Raw genomic sequence first — 17,495 nt, forward strand, 5'->3', positions numbered from 1 at the left:
CAGACGAGGTGTTGCATGAAATACTTCATGCACTGGCTTTTAACACACTGTTGAGTTCTCAAGAAACGGACGCGTTTTTCAGCGGCTCATTTCGTATTTCTATAGTTTCACCCGGTTTGCTTCCTGTCAAATCCGAGAATTTGACGTTTCACAAATTCCGAGCAGCAAGAAACCCTCAAAAACGTACCGTGCCATCATGGGCGTGTCGAATCAACGGAGTTTTCCGGTGGCTCTACGCGTACCCGAGACGGAGTCTCAAGGGGCTTGTGCCCTGGGGCCCGTCCGCCTGACATGGCGTCCGGATCGCTCCCGGGGCGAAAACAAAGACTAGGTCGCGATCGGCGAGACGTCAAATCACCACGTCGGCGCGGCGCCGACCAGCTTCCTGACCTGCGTGGCCGACGTGAACACCTCGGCCGCCATCCCCGCTGCCCGCGCCGCCCGCACGTTCACCTCGCTGTCGTCGAGGAACAGGATCCGCTCCATGGGCACCCCGAGCTGCCCGGCCGCCACCTCGTAGGCACGCGGGTCCGGCTTGGCCACGCCGATCCGGCACGAGAAGGTCCGTGCGGCGAAGCGCTTCAGCCAATCGCTGCGCTCCCACACCGGCACCAGGTCCTCGATGATGTTCGACAGCAGACCGAGGGTGCGGCCCTCGTCGGCCAGTTCGTTCACCAGCGCCACCATCTCGGGGTCGGACTGCGACCAGCTGTCCAGGTCCGCGGCGGTCAGCGCGGGCACGTCGGCGAAGGTGGTCCCGAGCCGGGCGGCCACGTTCTCCCAGTACGCTCCGCTGCCGAGCCCCGCGTCGTAGTCCGGCCGGCAATCCCAGTAGGCAGCCCAGAACCGCTCCCCCGGCACCCCCGCGAGCTCCACGAGGCGCTCGCGCGCCTGCTCAGTCTGTGTGCGGGCGATAACCCCATAAAGGTCGAACAGAATCACGTCGCTCATGTTTCGAGCGTATTCTTCCCCGGTGACTGCCACGATCATCCGCCCAGCCCCGCCGGCGACCCGCTCGTACGCCTGGCTCCCCTGGCCGATGGCCGCACTGGCAGCCGCGGTGGCGCTGTCCGGCTCCGGAGTGGCCTCGCTCAACGGCGACGAACTCGCCACGGTCAGCGCGGCCAGACGCTCCATCTCCGGACTGTGGGAGCTGTCGCAGCACATCGACGGCCATTTCCTGCCGTACTACGTCTTCATGCACCTGTGGGTGAAGCTCGGCACAGCGGAGCTGTGGCTGCGCCTTCCCTCGGCCCTGGCCATCGGTGTCGCCGCCTGGTTCCTGACCGATCTGGGCCGCCGCCTGCACGGCATCACCGCGGGCGTGACGGCGGCGGTGATCTTCACGGCGCTACCCTCCGTGTCCTATTACGGCGCCTTCGCCCGCTCGTACGCGTTCGCCGCCGCCGCGGTGGTCTTCGCCTTCTGGGCGCTGCACCGGGCGATCGAGGAGCCGCGCCGTACCGGCCGCTGGGTCCTTTACGGCGGGGCGGTCGCGCTGGTCTGCTGCACTCATCTGTTCGCCGTGCTCACGCTGCCCGCGCATCTGCTGCTCGCGCGCCGCGCGACCTGGTCGCGCATGCTGGCGGCGCTCGCCATAGGCGGCCTGCCCGCCGTCGCCCTCGGGCTGATCGGGTACGGCGAGCGCCACGCGATCAGCTGGATCCCGCAACGCGGCCCCGACGTGCTGCTGAAGTTCCCCAAGATGGCGGCGGACTCGATGGAGGTCGGCCTGTTGCTGTTCGCGGCCGCCCTGCTCGGGGCGGCTCTGACATGGCGTTCGAAGGAGGCCCCCGCGCTGCTGGCCTGGCTGGTGCTGCCGCCGGTCCTGTTGCTGGCGGTCTCCCATCTGGTGACACCTGTGTACGTCGACCGCTACCTCTTTGTCACCACACCAGCGCTGGCCCTCCTGGCGGGCCTGGCCGCGGCCGGCGTGCCGCGCCTGCCCGTCGTCGCGGGCGCCGTGCTGGCCGGGGTGACGGTCGCGCTGGCCGTACCGACGCATCTGGACGTGCGCGACTACAACGGGCGGTACGCGGACTTCCCCGGAGCCCTCGCCAGGATCAAGCCGCGGCCCGGCGACGCCCTCGTCTACGGCCAGAGCTCCGAACGCAAGGGCGTCCTCTACTACGCCACCAAGCCCCTGCCCGACGACGTGCTCCTGGCCTCGCGGGAGCCAGAGGCGCACGGCTTCGCCTGGCCCGAGCGCGACGACGTCGCCGCCGCGCTGGAGGGGCGCGAACGCGTCTGGATGTTGTGGCGCGGGGCGAGGACGGCGAAACTCCCGCGGATCGCGGCGGTACGGGCGGCCGGCTTCGAGCAGACCTCCGCCTGGCATTCGGCCGAGATCCCCGGCATCACCGTCGCGCTGTTCACGCGTCGCTGAAAACCGCCGGACTCGCACAGTGAAAGAAACCGCCCGACTCGCACCGTGAAAGAAGCCGCCGGGAGCCGGGTTGTCATCGGAAGTTTCGCGATTGTTGGCTCAACCGGAGGTTTCGGTCCTTACCATAATCGCCGCGGTGATCGACCGGTGAGAGTCTCCGGCGATGGCGCCGCAGGGAGTTCCACGTGCGAAAGATCGCAGCGACCACGCTCGCCGTCCTGACCCCTCTCACCGGAGCGGGAGCGAGCGCGGCCACCGCCGCCGACCACCGTCCCGAGCGTTCTCAGGTCGTCGTCATCGGCCACCGCGGCTCGGCCGGGCATCGCCCCGAGCACACCCAGGGCAGCTACGAGCTGGCGGTGGCCATGGGCGCCGACTGGATCGAGCCCGACCTGGTGCCGACCAAGGACCACGTGCTGGTCGTGCGGCACGAGAACGAGATCTCCGGCACCACCGACGTCTCGGCGCGACCGGAGTTCGCCGGGCGCAGGACCACCAAGGTCGTCGACGGGCGCGACGTCACCGGCTGGTTCACCGAGGACTTCACGCTGGCCGAGCTCAAGACGCTGCGCGCCGTGGAACGGCTGCCGGCCATCCGCCAGCGCAACACCGTCTACAACGGCTACTACCAGGTCATGACCTTCCAGGAGGTGCTCGACCTGGCGAAGAAGCTCTCCAAGAGGTACGACCGGGAGGTCGGCGTCTTCCCCGAGACCAAGCATCCGACCTATTTCCGCTCGATCGGCCTGCCGCTGGAGGAGAAGCTGATCGAGACGGTCCGGCGCAACGGGCTGAACCGGCCGCGCGGGCCCGTGGTGGTGCAGTCGTTCGAGCCGTCGAGCCTGAAGCGGGTGGCCGGCGCGCTGCGGGTGCCGCTGTGGCAGGCGCTGGGGACGACGGGCCAGCCGTACGACCTGAAGGCGGCGGGCGACCCCACCACGTACGCCGACATGATGAAGCCCGAAGGACTGGCGAAGATCGCCGGCTATGCCCAGTGGATCGGCCCTGACAAGTCCTCGGCCATCCCCCTGAACCCGGACGGCAGCACCGGCGCGCCCACCTCGCTCGTCTCCGACGCGCACAAGGCCGGGCTCAAGATCGGCGTCTACACGTTCCGGAGCGAGAACCAGTACCTGCCCTCGCAGCTACGCCGCGGGAGCGCGCTCACCGAGCACGGTGACGCGCTGGCGGAGTACCGCGCGCATATCGAGCTGGGCGTGGACGCGTTCGTCACGGACTACCCGGACGCGGCGGTGCTGGCGCGCGGGGAGCGTACCCGCCCGGCCGGGCAGACGCCGGCCGACCAGCTCACCCCGCTCAACGCCGGCGAGCCCGAGGAGGGCCGGCACTAGACGCGGCGAAGAGCGGGCCCTTCCACCGGGGAAGGGCCCGCCCGCGTTCAGCCGACCTCGACGCCGCCGATCGACTTCTTGCCGCGGCGCAGCACCAGGAAGCGTCCCTGCAGCAGGTCCTTGGCCTCGGGCACGTACGCCTCGTCGGTGATCTTCACGTTGTTGAGGTACGCGCCGCCCTCCTTGACCGCGCGCCGCGCCGCCGACTTCGACTCCACCAGCCCGCTTTCGGCCAGCAGGTCGATGAACGGGGCCCCGAGCGCCGGCACGGCCGCCTTGGGCACCTCCGCCAGAGCCGAGCCGAGGGTGGCCGCGTCGAGCTCCTCCAGCGAGCCCTGCCCGAACAGCGCCTTGGACGCCGCCTGCACCTTGGCCAGTTCTCCGGCCCCGTGCAGCAGCGTGGTGAACTCCTCGGCCAGCGCCCGCTGCGCCTCGCGGGCGAAGGGCCGCTCGGCGACGGACTTCTCCAGCTCCTCGATCTCCTCGCGCCCGCGGAAGCTGAAGATCTTGAGGAACTTCACGATGTCGCGGTCGTCGGAGTTGAGCCAGAACTGGTAGAAGGCGTACGGCGAGGTCATCTCGGGGTTGAGCCACACCGCGCCACCGGCCGTCTTGCCGAACTTGGTGCCGTCGGCCTTGGTGATCAGCGGCACGGTCAGGGCGTGCACGTGCGCGCCCTCGACCCGCCTGATGAAGTCGACGCCCGCGGTGATGTTGCCCCACTGGTCGCTGCCGCCGAGCTGCAGCGTGCAGCCGAAGCGGCGGTAGAGCTCCAGATAGTCGTTGGACTGCAGCAACTGGTAGCTGAACTCGGTGTAGCTGAGCCCCTCACCGGCCAGGCGGGCGGCGACCACCTCGCGCGCCAGCATGCGGTTGACCGGGAAGTGCTTGCCCACGTCGCGCAGGAAGTCGATCGCCGACAGCTCGGCGGTCCAGTCGAGGTTGCTGACCATGACGCCGCGCGCCTCGTCGGACAGGTCGAGGAAGCGCTCCACCTGCACCCGGATCTTCGCCACCCACTCGGCGACGACCTCGGCCGGGTTGAGCGCCCGCTCGGTGCTGCGCCCGCCCGGGTCGCCGATCAGGCCGGTGGCGCCGCCGACCAGGCCGATCGCCCGGTGGCCCGCCTGCTGGATCCTGGCCAGCGTGAACAGCGGGACCAGGTTGCCCACGTGCAGGGAGGGCGCGGTCGGGTCGAACCCGCAATAGGCCGTGATCGGACCGGTCGCCAGCGACGCGCGCAGGGCGTCGAGGTCGGTGGACTGCGCGATCAGGCCGCGCCAGGCGAGGTCATCGAGAATGTCGGTCACGATCTCGGCTTTCCGGGTAGTGGATGTCGGTCCCAGCCTGCCCGATCCATACGGATGAGCGCCACTTGGATACGCTCGGTCTCCATGTGGAAGGTCCGTCGCGAGCTGGCCGCTCTCAAGATCCTAGGGGCTGTCGTGTGTGCGGCTCTCGCCGTGTACTGGTGGCTGGAGGGAGACACCCGCGGGCTGATCCTGGCCGTCCCCGCGACGCTGCTGGTCGGCGCCATGGCGCTGCGCGATCTCCTGGTCCCGGTACGGCTGCGCGCCGACGAGAGCGGCATCACGGTCGTCCACGGCTACGCCGGTCACCGGCACGTGCCGTGGGAGCAGATCCAGGACGTCAAGGTGGATGTGCGCACCCGCTTCGGCCTGCGCAGCGAGATGCTGGAGATCGACACCGGCGACGCCCTGCACATCTTCAGCCCTCACGAGCTGGGCGCCTCCCCCACCGAGGTGGCCGCCACGCTGCGCCGCCGGGGGACGTGAGCCTTGTAGGGCGAGACGGTCGGGTCGCCGTCGATCCAGAACCGCCACGGCACCTCTTTGGCGGTGGAGATCCCGGTGCGCGGCCCGGACCGGATGAGCGTGCGATCGGGCGGTTCGCCCGCCAGCACGGCGAGGCTGCCGGATCCGGTGCGGATCGCGTCGAGCCCGTTGTGCTCGCGGTGCAGGCCGAGGGCGACCGCGAGCCGGGCGGGGCCGCGCGCGAGGTCGCGGTCGGGCACCCGCCTGGCCGCCGGGCCGGTGGCGCCGCGCCGGGACCGCGAGATCTCCACGCCGTCCACGATCTCGCCCGCGCGCAGCAGCACCGCCGAGCCGTGCTCCTCCGGCAGGCAGACCAGGTTGGCGCAGTAGTGCATGCCGTAGGTGAAGTACACGTACAGGTGGCCGGGCGGGCCGAACATGACCGCGTTGCGCGGCGTCCTGCCCCGGTAGGTGTGGGCCGCCGGGTCCTCGCCCGGCCCGCCGTACGCCTCGACCTCGGTCAGGCGCAGGGAGACGGGGCCGTGCACCAGGACGCGCCCGAGCAGGTCGGGCGCGACCTCGTGCGAGGGCCGGTCGAAGAAGGAGCGCGGCAGCGGCTTCAGGATCCGGCCGCCCATGCCGCCTGCGCGTCGACCGCCTCCCGCAGCGCGACGAGCTGGTCGCGGACCCGGTCGGGCGCGGTGCCGCCGGGCGCCTTGCGGGCGGCCAGGGCGCCGGGGACGTTGAGGACGTCGCGCACGTCGGGGGTCAGGTGCGGCGAGACCTTGAGCAGGTCCTCGTCGCTGACGTCACCGAGCTCGACGTCGTTGACCTGGCAGTAGACGACCAGGTGGCCGACGGCCTCGTGGGCCTCGCGGAACGCGACGCCCTTGCGGACCAGCAGCTCGGCCAGGTCGGTGGCCAGGGCGAAGCCGTCGGAGGCGGTGGCCTGCAGCCGGGCGGTGTTGACCCGCATGGTGGCCACGAGCCCGGCCATCGCGGGCAGGACGAGCAGGAGCGTGTCGACGGAGTCGAAGACCGGCTCCTTGTCCTCCTGCAGGTCGCGGTTGTAGGTGAGCGGCAGGCCCTTCAGCACGGTCAGGAGGGACACGAGGTTGCCGATCAGGCGGCCGGACTTGCCGCGGGCCAGCTCCGCCACGTCGGGGTTCTTCTTCTGCGGCATGATCGAGGAGCCGGTGGAGTAGGCGTCGTCCATCTCGATCCAGCGGAACTCCTGCGAGGCCCACAGGACGATCTCCTCGCCCAGCCGTGACAGGTGCATGCCGATCATGGCCGCGTCGAAGAGGAACTCGGCGGCGAAGTCGCGCTCGGCGACGGCGTCCATCGAGTTGGGAGCGGCGGAGGAGAAGCCCAGCTCGTCCGCGACCGCCTCGGGGTCCAGCGGCAGCGAGGAGCCGGCCAGGGCGCCGGCGCCGAGCGGGGAGACGGCGGCGCGCTTGTCCCAGTCGGTGAGGCGGTCGATGTCGCGGGCGAAGGCGTGCACGTGGGCGAGCAGCTGGTGGCCGAAGGAGACCGGCTGGGCGTGCTGCAGGTGCGTCATGCCCGGGGCGGCGGTCTCGGCGTGCTGCTCGGCCTGCGCCATGAGCGCCGTCTCCAGCTCCACGAGCCTGAAGACGATCGTGCGCGCGTGGTCGCGCAGGTAGAGCCGCAGGTCGGTGGCGATCTGGTCGTTGCGCGAGCGTCCGGCGCGCAGCTTGCCGCCGAGGGCGCCGAGGCGCTCCAGCAGGCCGCGTTCCAGGGCCGTGTGCACGTCCTCGTCGGCGACGGTCGGCCGGAACTCGCCCGACTTGCAGGCGCGCTCCAGGTCGTCGATCGCGCCGATCATGCGCTCGAGCTCGTCCCGCGTGAGCAGCCCCGCCTTGTGCAGGACCCGCGCGTGCGCCCTGGACGCGGCCAGGTCGTACGGCACGAGCCGCCAGTCGAAGTGCACGCTCACCGACAGCCGGGTCAGCGCGTCGGCCGGACCACCTTCGAAGCGTCCGCCCCACAGCCTCATCGGCTTACCATCACTCACCGTCAGCTCCTCAATCTCCACAGCGAAGTCCTCCGCGACCATAGTGCACCTCAGGCCCGCTTGGCGTCCCGGGCGGCCGCGATCTTCGCGGGCAGCGAGAACAGCTGGACGAACCCCTTGGCCAGGGACTGGTCGAAGGTGTCGCCGGTGTCGTAGGTGGCCAGCGAGAAGTCGTACAGCGACTCCTCGGAACGCCGGCCGGTGACCACGGCCTTGCCGGCGTGCAGCGTCATCCGGATGTCGCCGGTGACGTACTTCTGGGCGTCGTCGATGAGCGACTCCAGGGCGTCCTTGAGCGGCGAGAACCACAGGCCGTCGTAGACGAGTTCGCTCCAGCGCTGGTCCACGCCCCGCTTGAAGCGCGCCAGGTCCCGTTCGACGGTGACGTTCTCCAGCTCCATGTGCGCGGCGATGAGCGCGACGGCGCCGGGCGCCTCGTAGACCTCGCGCGACTTGATGCCGACGAGCCGGTCCTCGACCATGTCGATGCGGCCCACGCCCTGCGCGCCGGCGCGGGCGTTCATCTCCGCGATGATCTGGTACGGCGTCAGCGCCCGCCCGTCGAGCTTGACCGGCACGCCCGCCTCGAACGTGATGACGACCTCGTCGGCCGCGCGCGGCTGGGCCGGGTCGGCGGTGTAGGAGTAGACGTCCTCGGTGGGGCCGTTCCAGATGTCCTCGAGGAAGCCGGTCTCGACGGCGCGGCCCCACAGGTTCTGGTCGATGGAGAACGGGTTCTTCTTGCTGGTCTCGATCGGCAGGTTCTTCGACTCGGCGTACTCGATGGCCTTGTCGCGGGTCCAGGCGAAGTCGCGGGCGGGCGCGACGACGCGCAGGCCGGGCGCGAGGGCGGCGAGGCCGGCCTCGAAGCGGACCTGGTCGTTGCCCTTGCCGGTGCAGCCGTGGGAGACGATCGTGCCGTTGAAGCGCTGGGCGGCGCTCACCAGGTGCTTGACGATGAGCGGGCGCGAGAGCGAGGAGACCAGCGGGTAGCGGTCCATGTAGAGGGCGTTGGCGCGCAGCGCGGGCAGGCAGAAGTCGGCGGCGAACTCCTCCTTGGCGTCGACCACGACGGACTCGGCCGCGCCGCAGTCGAGGGCCCGCTTCTGGATGACGTCCATGTCCTCGCCGCCCTGGCCGAGGTCGACCGCGACGGCGATCACCTCGGCGTTCATCTTCTCGGCGAGGTACGGGATGGCGACGGAGGTGTCGAGGCCGCCGGAATATGCGAGAACTACTCTCTCGGTCATGGTGTTTTCTCCGATTCGGTGACTGATGGTGGCGCGAAGAGCCCGCGGTCAAGCGGGCTAGCTTCGTCGGTCGGCCACCTTCAGCAGCGACTGCGCGACGCCCGCGCCGCCCTGCGGGTCGCGGGCGATGACCAGGACGGTGTCGTCCCCGGCCACGCAGCCGAGGATCGACTCCCAGTCGGCGTGGTCGATCGCCGAGGCGAGGAACTGGGCCGCGCCGGGCGGGGTCTTCACGATGACCAGGTTCGCGCTGGCCTCGGCCGAGACCAGGAGCTCCTCGGCGATGCGGTGCAGCCTGGCGGCCGGCGTCTCGCCGGTGCCGAGCCTGGCCAGCGGGATGCGGCCGCCGCCCTCGCCGGGCAGCGCGTACACCAGCGAGCCGTCCTCGGCACGCAACTTGAGGGCCCCCAGTTCGTCGAGGTCGCGCGAGAGCGTCGCCTGGGTGACCTCGACGCCGCTCTCGGCCAGCAGTTTGGCCAGCTCGGGCTGCGAGCGGACCGCCTGCCGCTGGAGCAGCTCGGTGATCTTCGCCTGGCGGGCGACCTTGGTCATCGGAATGGTCATCTCAGCTGTTCACCAGCCAGTGCAGCAGGGCCTTCTGGGCATGCAGCCGGTTCTCCGCCTGGTCCCACACGGCGCTCTTCGGGCCGTCGAGGACGTCGGCGGTGATCTCGTAGCCCCGGTAGGCGGGCAGACAGTGCAGCACGATCGCGTCGCCGGCGGCGTGGGCCAGCAGTTCGGCGTTGACCTGGAAGGGCATGAGCGTCGCGACGCGCTCGTCCTTGCCGTCCTGGCCCATGGAGACCCAGGTGTCGGTGGCGATCACGTGCGCGCCCCGGACTGCGGCGGCCGGGTCGCTCAGCGAGACCACCGAGCCGCCGGTCCCGGCGGCGATGGCGGCGGCCCGGTCGAGGATGACGGCGTCCGGCTGGTAGCCGTTCGGGGCGCCGATCCGCACGTGCATGCCGGCGGTGGCGCCGCCCAGCAGGTAGGAGTGGGCCATGTTGTTGGCGCCGTCGCCGACGTAAGCGAGGGTCAGGCCCTTCGTGGTGCCGAAGCGCTCACGGACGGTCTGCAGGTCGGCGAGGATCTGGCAGGGGTGGTACTCGTCGGTCAGCGCGTTGACGACCGGGACCGTGGTGCCCTCGGCCATGGCCTCGATGCGCTCCTGGCCCGCGGTGCGCCACACGATGGCGGCGCACTGGCGCTCCAGGACGCGGGCGCTGTCCTCGATGGGTTCGCCGCGGCCCATCTGGGAGGTGCCGCCGTCGATGATCAGGGGCAGGCCGCCCAGTTCGCCGACGCCGACGGCGAAGGAGACGCGGGTCCTGGTGGAGGGCTTGTCGAACAGGACGGCGACGGTCTTGGGCCCCTCGAAGGGGCGGTAGCCGTAGCGGTCCTTCTTCATCGCGGCGGCCAGCTCCAGCACCTCGGCCTGCTCGGCCGGGCTCAGATCGTCGTCCTTGAGGAAGTGTCGCCTGGTCATGGTGCGGCCTCGGTGAGGATCTTGGGGAAGGCGTCCACGAAGGACTGCACCTCGGAGTCGGTGACCACCAGCGGGGGCGCAAGCCGTACCGCGTCGGGCTGCAGGGCGTTGACCAGGAAGCCCGCGTCGGCGGCGGTCTTCTGCACGGCGGCCGAGACGTCGGAGGTGAGGACGGCGCCCAGCCACAGGCCGCGGCCGCGCACGCCCTTCAGCAACGGGTGCTCGATCGCCTCCAGGCCGGTGCGCAGCTGCACGGCGACCTTCTGCACGTGTTCGAGATCGACGTTCTCCAGTACGGCCAGCGCCGCCGCGCACGAGACCGGGTTGCCGCCGAACGTCGAGCCGTGGTCGCCCTTGGCGAACAGCGTGCCGGCCTCGCCGAAGCCGACGCAGGCGCCGATCGGCAGCCCGCCGCCCAGTCCCTTGGCCAGCGTGAGGATGTCGGGGACGACGCCGTCGGCCTGGTGGGCGAACCAGTGGCCGGTGCGTCCGATCGCCGACTGGATCTCGTCGGCGATCATGAGCGCGCCGGTGGAGTCGCAGATCTCCCTGACGGCCTGGAAGTAGCCGTCCGGCGGGGGGACGACGCCGGCCTCACCCTGGGTGGGCTCCAGGAAGACCGCGATGCACTCGCCGCCGACCTCCTGGCGCAGGGCCTCGGCGTCGCCGTAGGGGACGAACCTGACCTCGACCGGGAACGGGCCGAACTGGTCGCGGATGGCCTTCTTGCCGGTCAGCGACAGAGAGCCGATGGTCCGGCCGTGGAAGCCGTTCTCGGCGGCGACGAAGTAGCGGCGGCCTTCGCGCCGGCCGTACTTGAGCGCGAGCTTGTACGCGGCCTCGTTGGCCTCGGTCCCAGAGTTGGCCAGGAAGATCTTGGCCGGTTCCTTGAGCAGCCCGAGCAGTTTCTCGGCGAGCAGGACCTCGGGCTCGTGCACGAACAGGTTGGAGGTGTGGGCCAGCGTGGCGACCTGCCGGGAGACCGCCTCGACCAGGGCCGGGTGGGCGTGGCCGAGCGAGCTGACCGCGATGCCGCCGATGAAGTCGAGGTATCGCCTGCCGTCGACGTCCCACACCGCGCTGCCCTCGCCGCGGACCAGGGCGACCGGCGGGGTGCCGTAGTTCGGCATGAACGACTTCTCGAACCTCTCGAACAGGCTCATCAGGGCATCACCATGGTTCCGATTCCTTCGTCGGTGAAGATCTCTAGCAGCAGGGAGTGCGGGACGCGGCCGTCGAGGACGTGGGCGTGGTTGACGCCGCCCTGGACCGCGGTCAGGCAGGCGCCCATCTTGGGCACCATGCCGCTGGACAGGGCGGGCATCAGCTCTTCGAGCTCGGCGGCCTTGAGCTTGCCGATGACCTCGCTGTCGTCGGGCCAGTTGGCGTACAGGCCTTCGACGTCGGTCAGGACGATGAGCTTCTCCGCCTTGAGTGCCACGGCCAGCGCGGCGGCCGCGGTGTCGGCGTTGACGTTGTAGATCTGGCCGTCCTCGCCGCGGGCGACGCTGGAGACGACCGGGATGCGGCCGTCGTCCATGAGCGCGTGCAGGGCGCCGGGGTCGACGTGGACGATCTCGCCGACCTGGCCGATGTCGACCTTGTCGCCGTCGACGACGGCGTGCTTGCGTTCGGCGGTGAACAGGTTGGCGTCCTCACCGGACAGCCCGACCGCGAACGGGCCGTGCCGGTTGACCAGGCCGACGACCTCGCGGTTGACCTGGCCGACCAGGACCATCCTGACGACGTCCATGGCCTCGGGCGAGGTCACGCGCAGCCCCGCGGTGAAGGTCGACTCGATCCCGTGCAGGTCGAGGGCCTTGCTGATCTGCGGGCCGCCGCCGTGGACGACGACCGGCTTGAGGCCGGCGTAGCGCAGGAAGACGATGTCCTCCGCGAATCCCGCCTTGAGCGACTCTTCGGTCATGGCGTTGCCACCGTACTTGATGACGACGGTGGCGCCCTGGAAGCGGGCCAGCCAGGGCAGCGCCTCGATCAGCGTGGCCGCCTTCGTGAGCGCCGAGGCCGACCTCATGAGGAGTAGGCCGAGTTCTCGTGGACGTAGTCCGCGGTCAGGTCGGTGGTGTGGATGGTGGCCGAGTTGGTGCCCGCCGACAGGTCGATGGTGATGGTGACGTCGCGGGGGCGCATGTCGACCTTGTCGCGGTCGTCGCCGACGGCGCCACCCCGGCAGATCCACACGCCGTTGATGGCGACGTTGAGGCGCTCGGGCTCGAAGACGGCGTCGGTGGTGCCGACCGCGGCCAGGACGCGGCCCCAGTTGGGGTCCTCGCCGTGGATGGCGCATTTGAGCAGGTTCGAGCGGGCGACCGTCCGGCCGACCTTGACCGCGTCGTCCTCGGAGGCGGCGCCGACCACCTCGATGGCGATCGCCTTGGAGGCGCCCTCGGCGTCCACGAGCAGCTGCCTGGCCAGGTCCGCGCAGACCTCGGTGACCTTCTCCTCGAACTCCTTCAGCGCCGGCTTCACCCCGGCGGCGCCGGAGGCGAGCAGGAGCACGGTGTCGTTGGTCGACATGCAGCCGTCGGCGTCGAGCCGGTCGAAGGTCTTCGCGGTGGCCCTGCGCAGGACCGCGTCGAGTTCCTCGCTGGTCAGGTCGGCGTCGGTGGTCAGGACGACGAGCATGGTGGCCAGGGCCGGGGCGAGCATCCCGGCGCCCTTGGCCATGCCGCCGACCATGTAGCCCTCACCGCGCTTGAAGGAGATCTTCGAGACGGTGTCGGTCGTCCTGATGGCGTCGGCGGCGGCCAGGCCGCCATCGCGGGAGAGCTGCTCGGCGGCCGTCTCGACGCCGCCGAGCAGCGCGTCCATGGGCAGTCGCTCGCCGATCAGGCCGGTCGAGCAGACCGCGATCTCGCCCGCGGAGTCGTGGAGCGAGGCGGCCACCCGCTCCGCCGTGGCGTGGGTGTCCTGGAATCCCTCGGGGCCGGTGCAGGCGTTGGCGCCGCCGGAGTTGAGCACGACCGCCCGGACCCGGCCGCCGCGCAGGACCTGCTGCGACCAGATCACGGGGGCGGCCTTCACGCGGTTGGCGGTGAAGACGCCCGCTGCGGCGCGCGAGGGTCCTTCGTTGACGACGAGGGCCAGGTCGCGGTTGCCGGCGGCCTTGATGCCCGCGGCGATACCGGCGGCCTTGAAGCCGAGCGGGGCGGTCACACTCATGGAGCAACTCCTGTCAGGGGGAGGCCGAGCTCTTCCGGCAGGCCGAGGGCGAGGTTGACGCTCTGGATCGCGCCTCCGGCCGTGCCCTTGGTGAGGTTGTCGATGGCGATGACGGCGATCAGGCGCCCGGCGCGCTCGTCGAGCGTCACCTGCAGGGCGGCGGTGTTGGCGCCGTAGGTCATCGCGGTGGCGGGCCAGGTGCCCTCCGGCAGCAGGCTCACGAACGGCTCGATGGCGTACGCCTCGTGGTAGGCGGCGCGCAGCGCCTGCTTGGTCAGCCCGGGTGCGGCGGGAGCCGTACAGGTGGCCAGGATGCCCCGGCTCATCGGGGCCAGCGTCGGGGTGAAGGAGACCCGGACCCCGGTTCCGGCGACGGCGCCGAGGGTCTGTTCCATCTCGGGGGTGTGCCGGTGGCCGCCGCCGACGCCGTAGGCGCTGACCGAGCCCATGACCTCGCTGCCGAGCAGGTTCGCCTTGAGCGACTTGCCCGCGCCGCTGGTGCCGGAGGCGGCGACCACGACGACGTCGGGTTCGGCCAGGCCGGCGGCGAAGGCGGGGAACAGGGCGAGCGTCACCGCGGTCGGGTAGCAGCCGGGTACGGCGATGCGCCGGGCGCCCTTGAGCACCTCGCGCTGGCCGGGCAGCTCCGGCAGCCCGTACGGCCAGCTGCCCGCGTGGGCGCCGCCGTAGAACTCCCGCCACGCGGCGGGGTCGGTGAGCCGGTGATCGGCGCCGCAGTCGACGACAATGGTGTCGGGCCCGAGTCCGGCGGCGACGGCGGCCGAATGGCCATGCGGCAGGGCCAGGAAGACGACGTCGTGGCCGGCGAGGGTCTGGGGGCTGGTTTCCTCGATGACCCGGTCGGCGAGCTGGGGCAGGTGCGGCTGGTGGGCGCCGAGCGTGCTGCCCGCGCTGGCGGCCGCGGTGAGCGCGCCGATCCGCAGCTTGGGGTGGCCGAGCAGCAGGCGGAGCAGCTCTCCGCCGGCGTAGCCGCTGGCACCGGCGATCGCCGCCCTCATCGAACCTCCTGCATGTTCATGCACTGTAACTCATGTTCTTGCTTAGAAAGATGATGCACAACAGAGGATGAACATGCAAGTGAGACCGCCCTTCCCGTCCACATGATGAGATCGGACATATCGCCCATTTAGTGCATAACCACTCACAGAACAAGGCTCTAGCGTCACGTACCTACTGGTCGGTACTGTGATTTATCCGGATCGCCGAGCCACGCGGGAGTTCTGCGCATGACCATCAGCCACGCCCAGGTCCAGGCCCAGCTCACCGGCCCCGGCCAGCTCTTCGAGACCGAGGAGATCGGCGACACGGGCGTCCGTACGTGGAAGCACGCGCCCGGTCACTTCAGGGCGCTGCTGGAGATGAGCCGCTTCCACGGGGAGAAGGTGTTCCTCGTCTACGAGGACGAGCACATCACCTTCGAGGAGCACTTCCGCCGCGCGGCGACTCTCGCCAACCGGCTCGTCACGGACTACGGCGTGGCCAAGGGCGACCGGGTGGCCATCGCCATGCGCAACTACCCGGAATGGGTGGTCTCCTTCTCGGCGGCGCTGGCCGCCGGGGCGATAGCCGTACCCCTGAACGCGTGGTGGACCGAGCAGGAGCTCGCCTACGGCGTGCGCGACTCCGGCGCGAAGGTGCTCATCGCCGACGGCGAGCGCGCGGCACGGCTGACGGGCACGGGCATCCCCCTGATCGTCACCCGGGGCCGGGCGCCCGCGGGCGCGCGCTCCTTCGAGGAGGTCATCGGCGAGGTCGCCGCCGACGTCACGCTGCCCGCCGTCGAGCTGGAGCCCGAGGACCCGGCCACGATCTTCTACACCTCCGGCACGACCGGGCAGCCCAAGGGCGCGCTCGGCAGCCACCGCAACCTGGGCCAGTCGCCGATGACCGTCGCCTACGGGCTGCTGCGCGCGGTCGCGCTGGCCGGGAAGGACATCGGCGCCGCGGCGGGCGTGCGCAGGGTGACGCTGCTGACGGTGCCGCTGTTCCACGTGACGGGGTGCTTCTCCGCGCTGACCACGACCATGTTCACCGGCGGCGGCCTTGTGCTCATGTACAAGTGGGACGCCGGGCAGGCCCTGCAGCTCATCGAGCGCGAGAAGGTCACCGCGATGATCGGCGTGCCGACCAACGCGTGGCAGCTGATGTCGCACGCCGACTTCGGCAAGCGCGACCTGTCCTCGCTGACCACGCTCGGCTACGGCGGCGCCCCCGCCCCGCCCAAGCTGCTGGAGCGCATCAACGAGAACATGCCCGAGCGCTCGGCCTCCAACGGCTACGGCATGACCGAGACCACCGCGCTGGCCGTCGGCAACGGCGGCCCCGACTACGAGGCCAGGCCCGACAGCATCGGCCTGCCCTCGGCGGTCGTGGACGTCAGGGTCGTCGACCCGATGGGCGAGGTGCTGGCCGCGGGCGAGGTCGGCGAACTGTGCGTACGCGGGCCCAACGTCATCATGGGCTACTGGAACAAGCCGCAGGCCACCGCCGAGACCTTCGTCGGCGGCTGGCTCCACACCGGCGACCTGGCCAGGATCGACGAGGAGGGCTTCGTCTACATCGTCGACCGGGCCAAGGACATGGTCATCAGGGGCGGGGAGAACGTCTACTGCGCCGAGGTCGAGGCCGCCCTCTTCGAGCACCCGGCCGTGGACGACGCGGCGGTCATCGGCGTGCCCCACGACGAGCTGGGCGAGGAGGTCGGCGCCGTGCTGCGGCTCAAGCCGGGCACCGCGACCACCGCCGAGGAGGTCCGGTCGTTCCTGGCCGAGCGCATCGCCAAGTTCAAGATCCCGGCCCACTTCTGGTTCCGCGAGGACGAACTGCCCCGCAACCCCGGTGGCAAGATCCTCAAGACGCACCTGCGGCGCGAAGTCCTAGGCGGCTAGCAGGCGTACCTCCGCCCGCGGGAGCTTGGCCCACCAGTGGGCGTAGCGGCGGTAGACGGCGGGGTCGCGGGCCGCCAGGAACTTCACCAGAGCCTCGGCCTCGGCCGCCAGTCCCGTCCAGTCCCGCTCGGACAGCGGCCGGAAGGCGCTCGCCTCGATGCCGCCAGCGGCGGGCCGCCAGACTCCGGCGACCTGCCCGTCGACCAGCAGCGTGGGCAGGACGTCGCCGTTCTGGCGGGTGACCAGGCGCCGCAGATCCGGCGGGATCACCCGGCTGCGGTCGGCGTAGGCCAGCAGGACGCTGTCCCACATGGGCAGCAGCCTCGGCGGCGCCGGTGTGTCCTCCTCCGGGAGATGGCCGTCCGGCACGTCGTACAGCACGGTGCCGTCCGGCCCTTCGAGCTGGTCGAAGCCGGTCACCGCCGCGCGCAGCACCGGCCTGGTCAGCAGGCTGAACTGGGCGATGTCGGCCACCGAGGCCGGCCCGAACGCCTCCAGGTAGCGCCGGACCAGGTGGCGTACCGACTCCTGCCGCTCGTCCGGGCCCATCCGCGGCAGGCGGGTCACGGTGAACGCGCCCCGCGCTTCGAACGACCAGGGCCCGCCGGTCGGGACGTGGTGCAGCGGCGCGAACGTGCGCAGCGCCCACCACATGCGCGGCTGGTGCGCGCCCAGCCGCTCGCGGATCAGCTCCTCGATCTCCGCCTTGGTCCGCGGCGCCGCCGCGAACTCCAGCAGGTGGGGCAGCAGCGCGTCGGCGTCGGCGACGCTCAGCCCGGCCCCGGTGAAACGCCGGTCCCCCAGCCGCGCCCCGCGCAGGCTCGCCACCATCGCGTTGTGGAAGGCCGGGTAGTCCCCGGAGTGGACGGCGTGCAGCGTGATGCGCATCAGCGTGGACTTGACCACCTCGTGGCCGGCGAAGGCGGCGTCGAGATCTGCCGGGTCGAACCCCTCCAGCCTGTTCCACAGGGCCAGGTACGGCGAGGCCGCCTCCTGGGCCTGCAGCGCGGCGACCCGGCGCACGCCCTCGGCCGCGGGCAGGCGTTCACGCCGCAGGAGCAGTTGCCGGGCCAGCGTCGCCCGGTTCAGCCGTCTCATCGTCAGCGCCACGCCCCGCAG

Annotated in this window: 16 protein-coding genes; 4 read left to right on the forward strand and 12 right to left on the reverse strand. The window is 70.9% G+C overall.

The window, feature by feature from the left end:
• Positions 1-354 precede the first annotated feature (354 nt).
• Positions 355-951 carry an HAD-IA family hydrolase gene (locus ACIBKY_RS13070; protein ID WP_397096876.1) on the reverse strand — a complete coding sequence of 199 codons (597 nt, stop codon included), beginning with the start codon at positions 949-951 and terminating at the stop codon, positions 355-357.
• Between the two features lie 22 nt (positions 952-973).
• Between ACIBKY_RS13070 and ACIBKY_RS13075 the strand changes: the two genes are divergently transcribed.
• Complete coding sequence (locus ACIBKY_RS13075) at positions 974-2,386, forward strand: glycosyltransferase family 39 protein (protein WP_397096877.1); 1,413 nt, start codon at positions 974-976, stop codon at positions 2,384-2,386.
• Positions 2,387-2,571: 185 nt separating this feature from the next.
• Positions 2,572-3,738: a glycerophosphodiester phosphodiesterase gene (locus ACIBKY_RS13080; protein WP_397096878.1), complete on the forward strand. Its 1,167-nt coding sequence runs from the start codon at positions 2,572-2,574 to the stop codon at positions 3,736-3,738.
• Between the two features lie 47 nt (positions 3,739-3,785).
• On the opposite strand, the gene tyrS is transcribed toward ACIBKY_RS13080, so the two are convergent.
• Entirely contained in the window at positions 3,786-5,048 is a 1,263-nt protein-coding gene (gene tyrS, locus ACIBKY_RS13085; RefSeq protein WP_397096879.1) for a tyrosine--tRNA ligase, read from the reverse strand.
• Positions 5,049-5,132: 84 nt separating this feature from the next.
• Between tyrS and ACIBKY_RS13090 the strand changes: the two genes are divergently transcribed.
• Positions 5,133-5,534, forward strand: a complete 402-nt coding sequence (locus tag ACIBKY_RS13090) for a PH domain-containing protein (RefSeq protein ID WP_397096880.1) — start codon at positions 5,133-5,135, stop codon at positions 5,532-5,534.
• Here the strand turns inward: ACIBKY_RS13090 and ACIBKY_RS13095 are convergent.
• From ACIBKY_RS13095 to argC, 9 genes are read right to left on the reverse strand one after another with little or no spacing between them, the layout of a single operon-like run.
• Positions 5,474-6,151, reverse strand: coding sequence for a DNA-3-methyladenine glycosylase (locus tag ACIBKY_RS13095; protein ID WP_397096881.1), 678 nt, complete (start codon positions 6,149-6,151; stop codon positions 5,474-5,476). The genes ACIBKY_RS13090 and ACIBKY_RS13095 overlap by 61 nt on opposite strands.
• Positions 6,133-7,590, reverse strand: a complete 1,458-nt coding sequence (argH, locus tag ACIBKY_RS13100; protein WP_397096882.1) for an argininosuccinate lyase — start codon at positions 7,588-7,590, stop codon at positions 6,133-6,135. Before argH ends, ACIBKY_RS13095 begins: the two co-directional genes overlap by 19 nt.
• Positions 7,591-7,598: 8 nt before the next feature.
• On the reverse strand, positions 7,599-8,798 hold the full coding sequence (locus tag ACIBKY_RS13105) for an argininosuccinate synthase (RefSeq protein WP_397096883.1): 1,200 nt from the start codon (positions 8,796-8,798) through the stop codon (positions 7,599-7,601).
• 57 nt (positions 8,799-8,855) lie between these two features.
• Entirely contained in the window at positions 8,856-9,362 is a 507-nt protein-coding gene (locus ACIBKY_RS13110; RefSeq protein WP_379627459.1) for an arginine repressor, read from the reverse strand.
• A 1-nt stretch (position 9,363) separates the two neighbouring features.
• Entirely contained in the window at positions 9,364-10,284 is a 921-nt protein-coding gene (argF, locus tag ACIBKY_RS13115; protein WP_397096884.1) for an ornithine carbamoyltransferase, read from the reverse strand.
• A complete protein-coding gene (locus ACIBKY_RS13120; RefSeq protein WP_397096885.1) occupies positions 10,281-11,447 on the reverse strand; it encodes an acetylornithine transaminase in 1,167 nt (388 codons plus the stop codon). The genes argF and ACIBKY_RS13120 overlap by 4 nt, the downstream gene beginning before the upstream one ends.
• Positions 11,447-12,319: an acetylglutamate kinase gene (gene argB, locus ACIBKY_RS13125; protein WP_397096886.1), complete on the reverse strand. Its 873-nt coding sequence runs from the start codon at positions 12,317-12,319 to the stop codon at positions 11,447-11,449. The genes ACIBKY_RS13120 and argB overlap by 1 nt, the downstream gene beginning before the upstream one ends.
• A complete protein-coding gene (gene argJ / locus ACIBKY_RS13130; RefSeq protein WP_397096887.1) occupies positions 12,316-13,467 on the reverse strand; it encodes a bifunctional glutamate N-acetyltransferase/amino-acid acetyltransferase ArgJ in 1,152 nt (383 codons plus the stop codon). The genes argB and argJ overlap by 4 nt, the downstream gene beginning before the upstream one ends.
• The gene (argC, locus tag ACIBKY_RS13135) at positions 13,464-14,486 is read right to left on the reverse strand and encodes an N-acetyl-gamma-glutamyl-phosphate reductase (RefSeq protein WP_397096888.1); all 1,023 of its coding nucleotides are present in this window, start codon (positions 14,484-14,486) and stop codon (positions 13,464-13,466) included. Before argC ends, argJ begins: the two co-directional genes overlap by 4 nt.
• A gap of 228 nt (positions 14,487-14,714) precedes the next feature.
• Here argC and ACIBKY_RS13140 point away from each other — a divergent pair, with 228 nt between their 5' ends.
• Positions 14,715-16,376, forward strand: coding sequence for a class I adenylate-forming enzyme family protein (locus tag ACIBKY_RS13140; protein ID WP_397096889.1), 1,662 nt, complete (start codon positions 14,715-14,717; stop codon positions 16,374-16,376).
• Here ACIBKY_RS13140 and ACIBKY_RS13145 read toward each other — a convergent pair.
• Positions 16,365-17,486 (reverse strand): winged helix DNA-binding domain-containing protein, encoded by a 1,122-nt coding sequence (locus ACIBKY_RS13145; protein ID WP_397096890.1) that lies wholly within the window; start codon positions 17,484-17,486, stop codon positions 16,365-16,367. The two genes, ACIBKY_RS13140 and ACIBKY_RS13145, sit on opposite strands and share 12 nt — an antisense overlap.
• Between the last annotated feature and the right edge of the window lie 9 nt (positions 17,487-17,495).

The organism is Nonomuraea sp. NPDC050394, assembly GCF_044459065.1.
Taxonomy (GTDB): Bacteria; Actinomycetota; Actinomycetes; order Streptosporangiales; family Streptosporangiaceae; genus Nonomuraea.

What these genes read in the sequence shown, in the direction of transcription:
- ACIBKY_RS13070 (WP_397096876.1), bottom strand. Translation starts at nt 951, where the DNA reads ATGAGCGACGTGATTCTGTTCGACCTTTATGGGGTTATCGCCCGCACA.
- ACIBKY_RS13090 (WP_397096880.1), top strand. Translation starts at nt 5,133, where the DNA reads ATGTGGAAGGTCCGTCGCGAGCTGGCCGCTCTCAAGATCCTAGGGGCT.
- ACIBKY_RS13095 (WP_397096881.1), bottom strand. Translation starts at nt 6,151, where the DNA reads ATGGGCGGCCGGATCCTGAAGCCGCTGCCGCGCTCCTTCTTCGACCGG.
- argH (WP_397096882.1), bottom strand. Translation starts at nt 7,590, where the DNA reads ATGGTCGCGGAGGACTTCGCTGTGGAGATTGAGGAGCTGACGGTGAGT.
- ACIBKY_RS13105 (WP_397096883.1), bottom strand. Translation starts at nt 8,798, where the DNA reads ATGACCGAGAGAGTAGTTCTCGCATATTCCGGCGGCCTCGACACCTCC.
- ACIBKY_RS13110 (WP_379627459.1), bottom strand. Translation starts at nt 9,362, where the DNA reads ATGACCATTCCGATGACCAAGGTCGCCCGCCAGGCGAAGATCACCGAG.
- argF (WP_397096884.1), bottom strand. Translation starts at nt 10,284, where the DNA reads ATGACCAGGCGACACTTCCTCAAGGACGACGATCTGAGCCCGGCCGAG.
- ACIBKY_RS13120 (WP_397096885.1), bottom strand. Translation starts at nt 11,447, where the DNA reads ATGAGCCTGTTCGAGAGGTTCGAGAAGTCGTTCATGCCGAACTACGGC.
- argB (WP_397096886.1), bottom strand. Translation starts at nt 12,319, where the DNA reads ATGAGGTCGGCCTCGGCGCTCACGAAGGCGGCCACGCTGATCGAGGCG.
- argJ (WP_397096887.1), bottom strand. Translation starts at nt 13,467, where the DNA reads ATGAGTGTGACCGCCCCGCTCGGCTTCAAGGCCGCCGGTATCGCCGCG.
- argC (WP_397096888.1), bottom strand. Translation starts at nt 14,486, where the DNA reads ATGAGGGCGGCGATCGCCGGTGCCAGCGGCTACGCCGGCGGAGAGCTG.
- ACIBKY_RS13140 (WP_397096889.1), top strand. Translation starts at nt 14,715, where the DNA reads ATGACCATCAGCCACGCCCAGGTCCAGGCCCAGCTCACCGGCCCCGGC.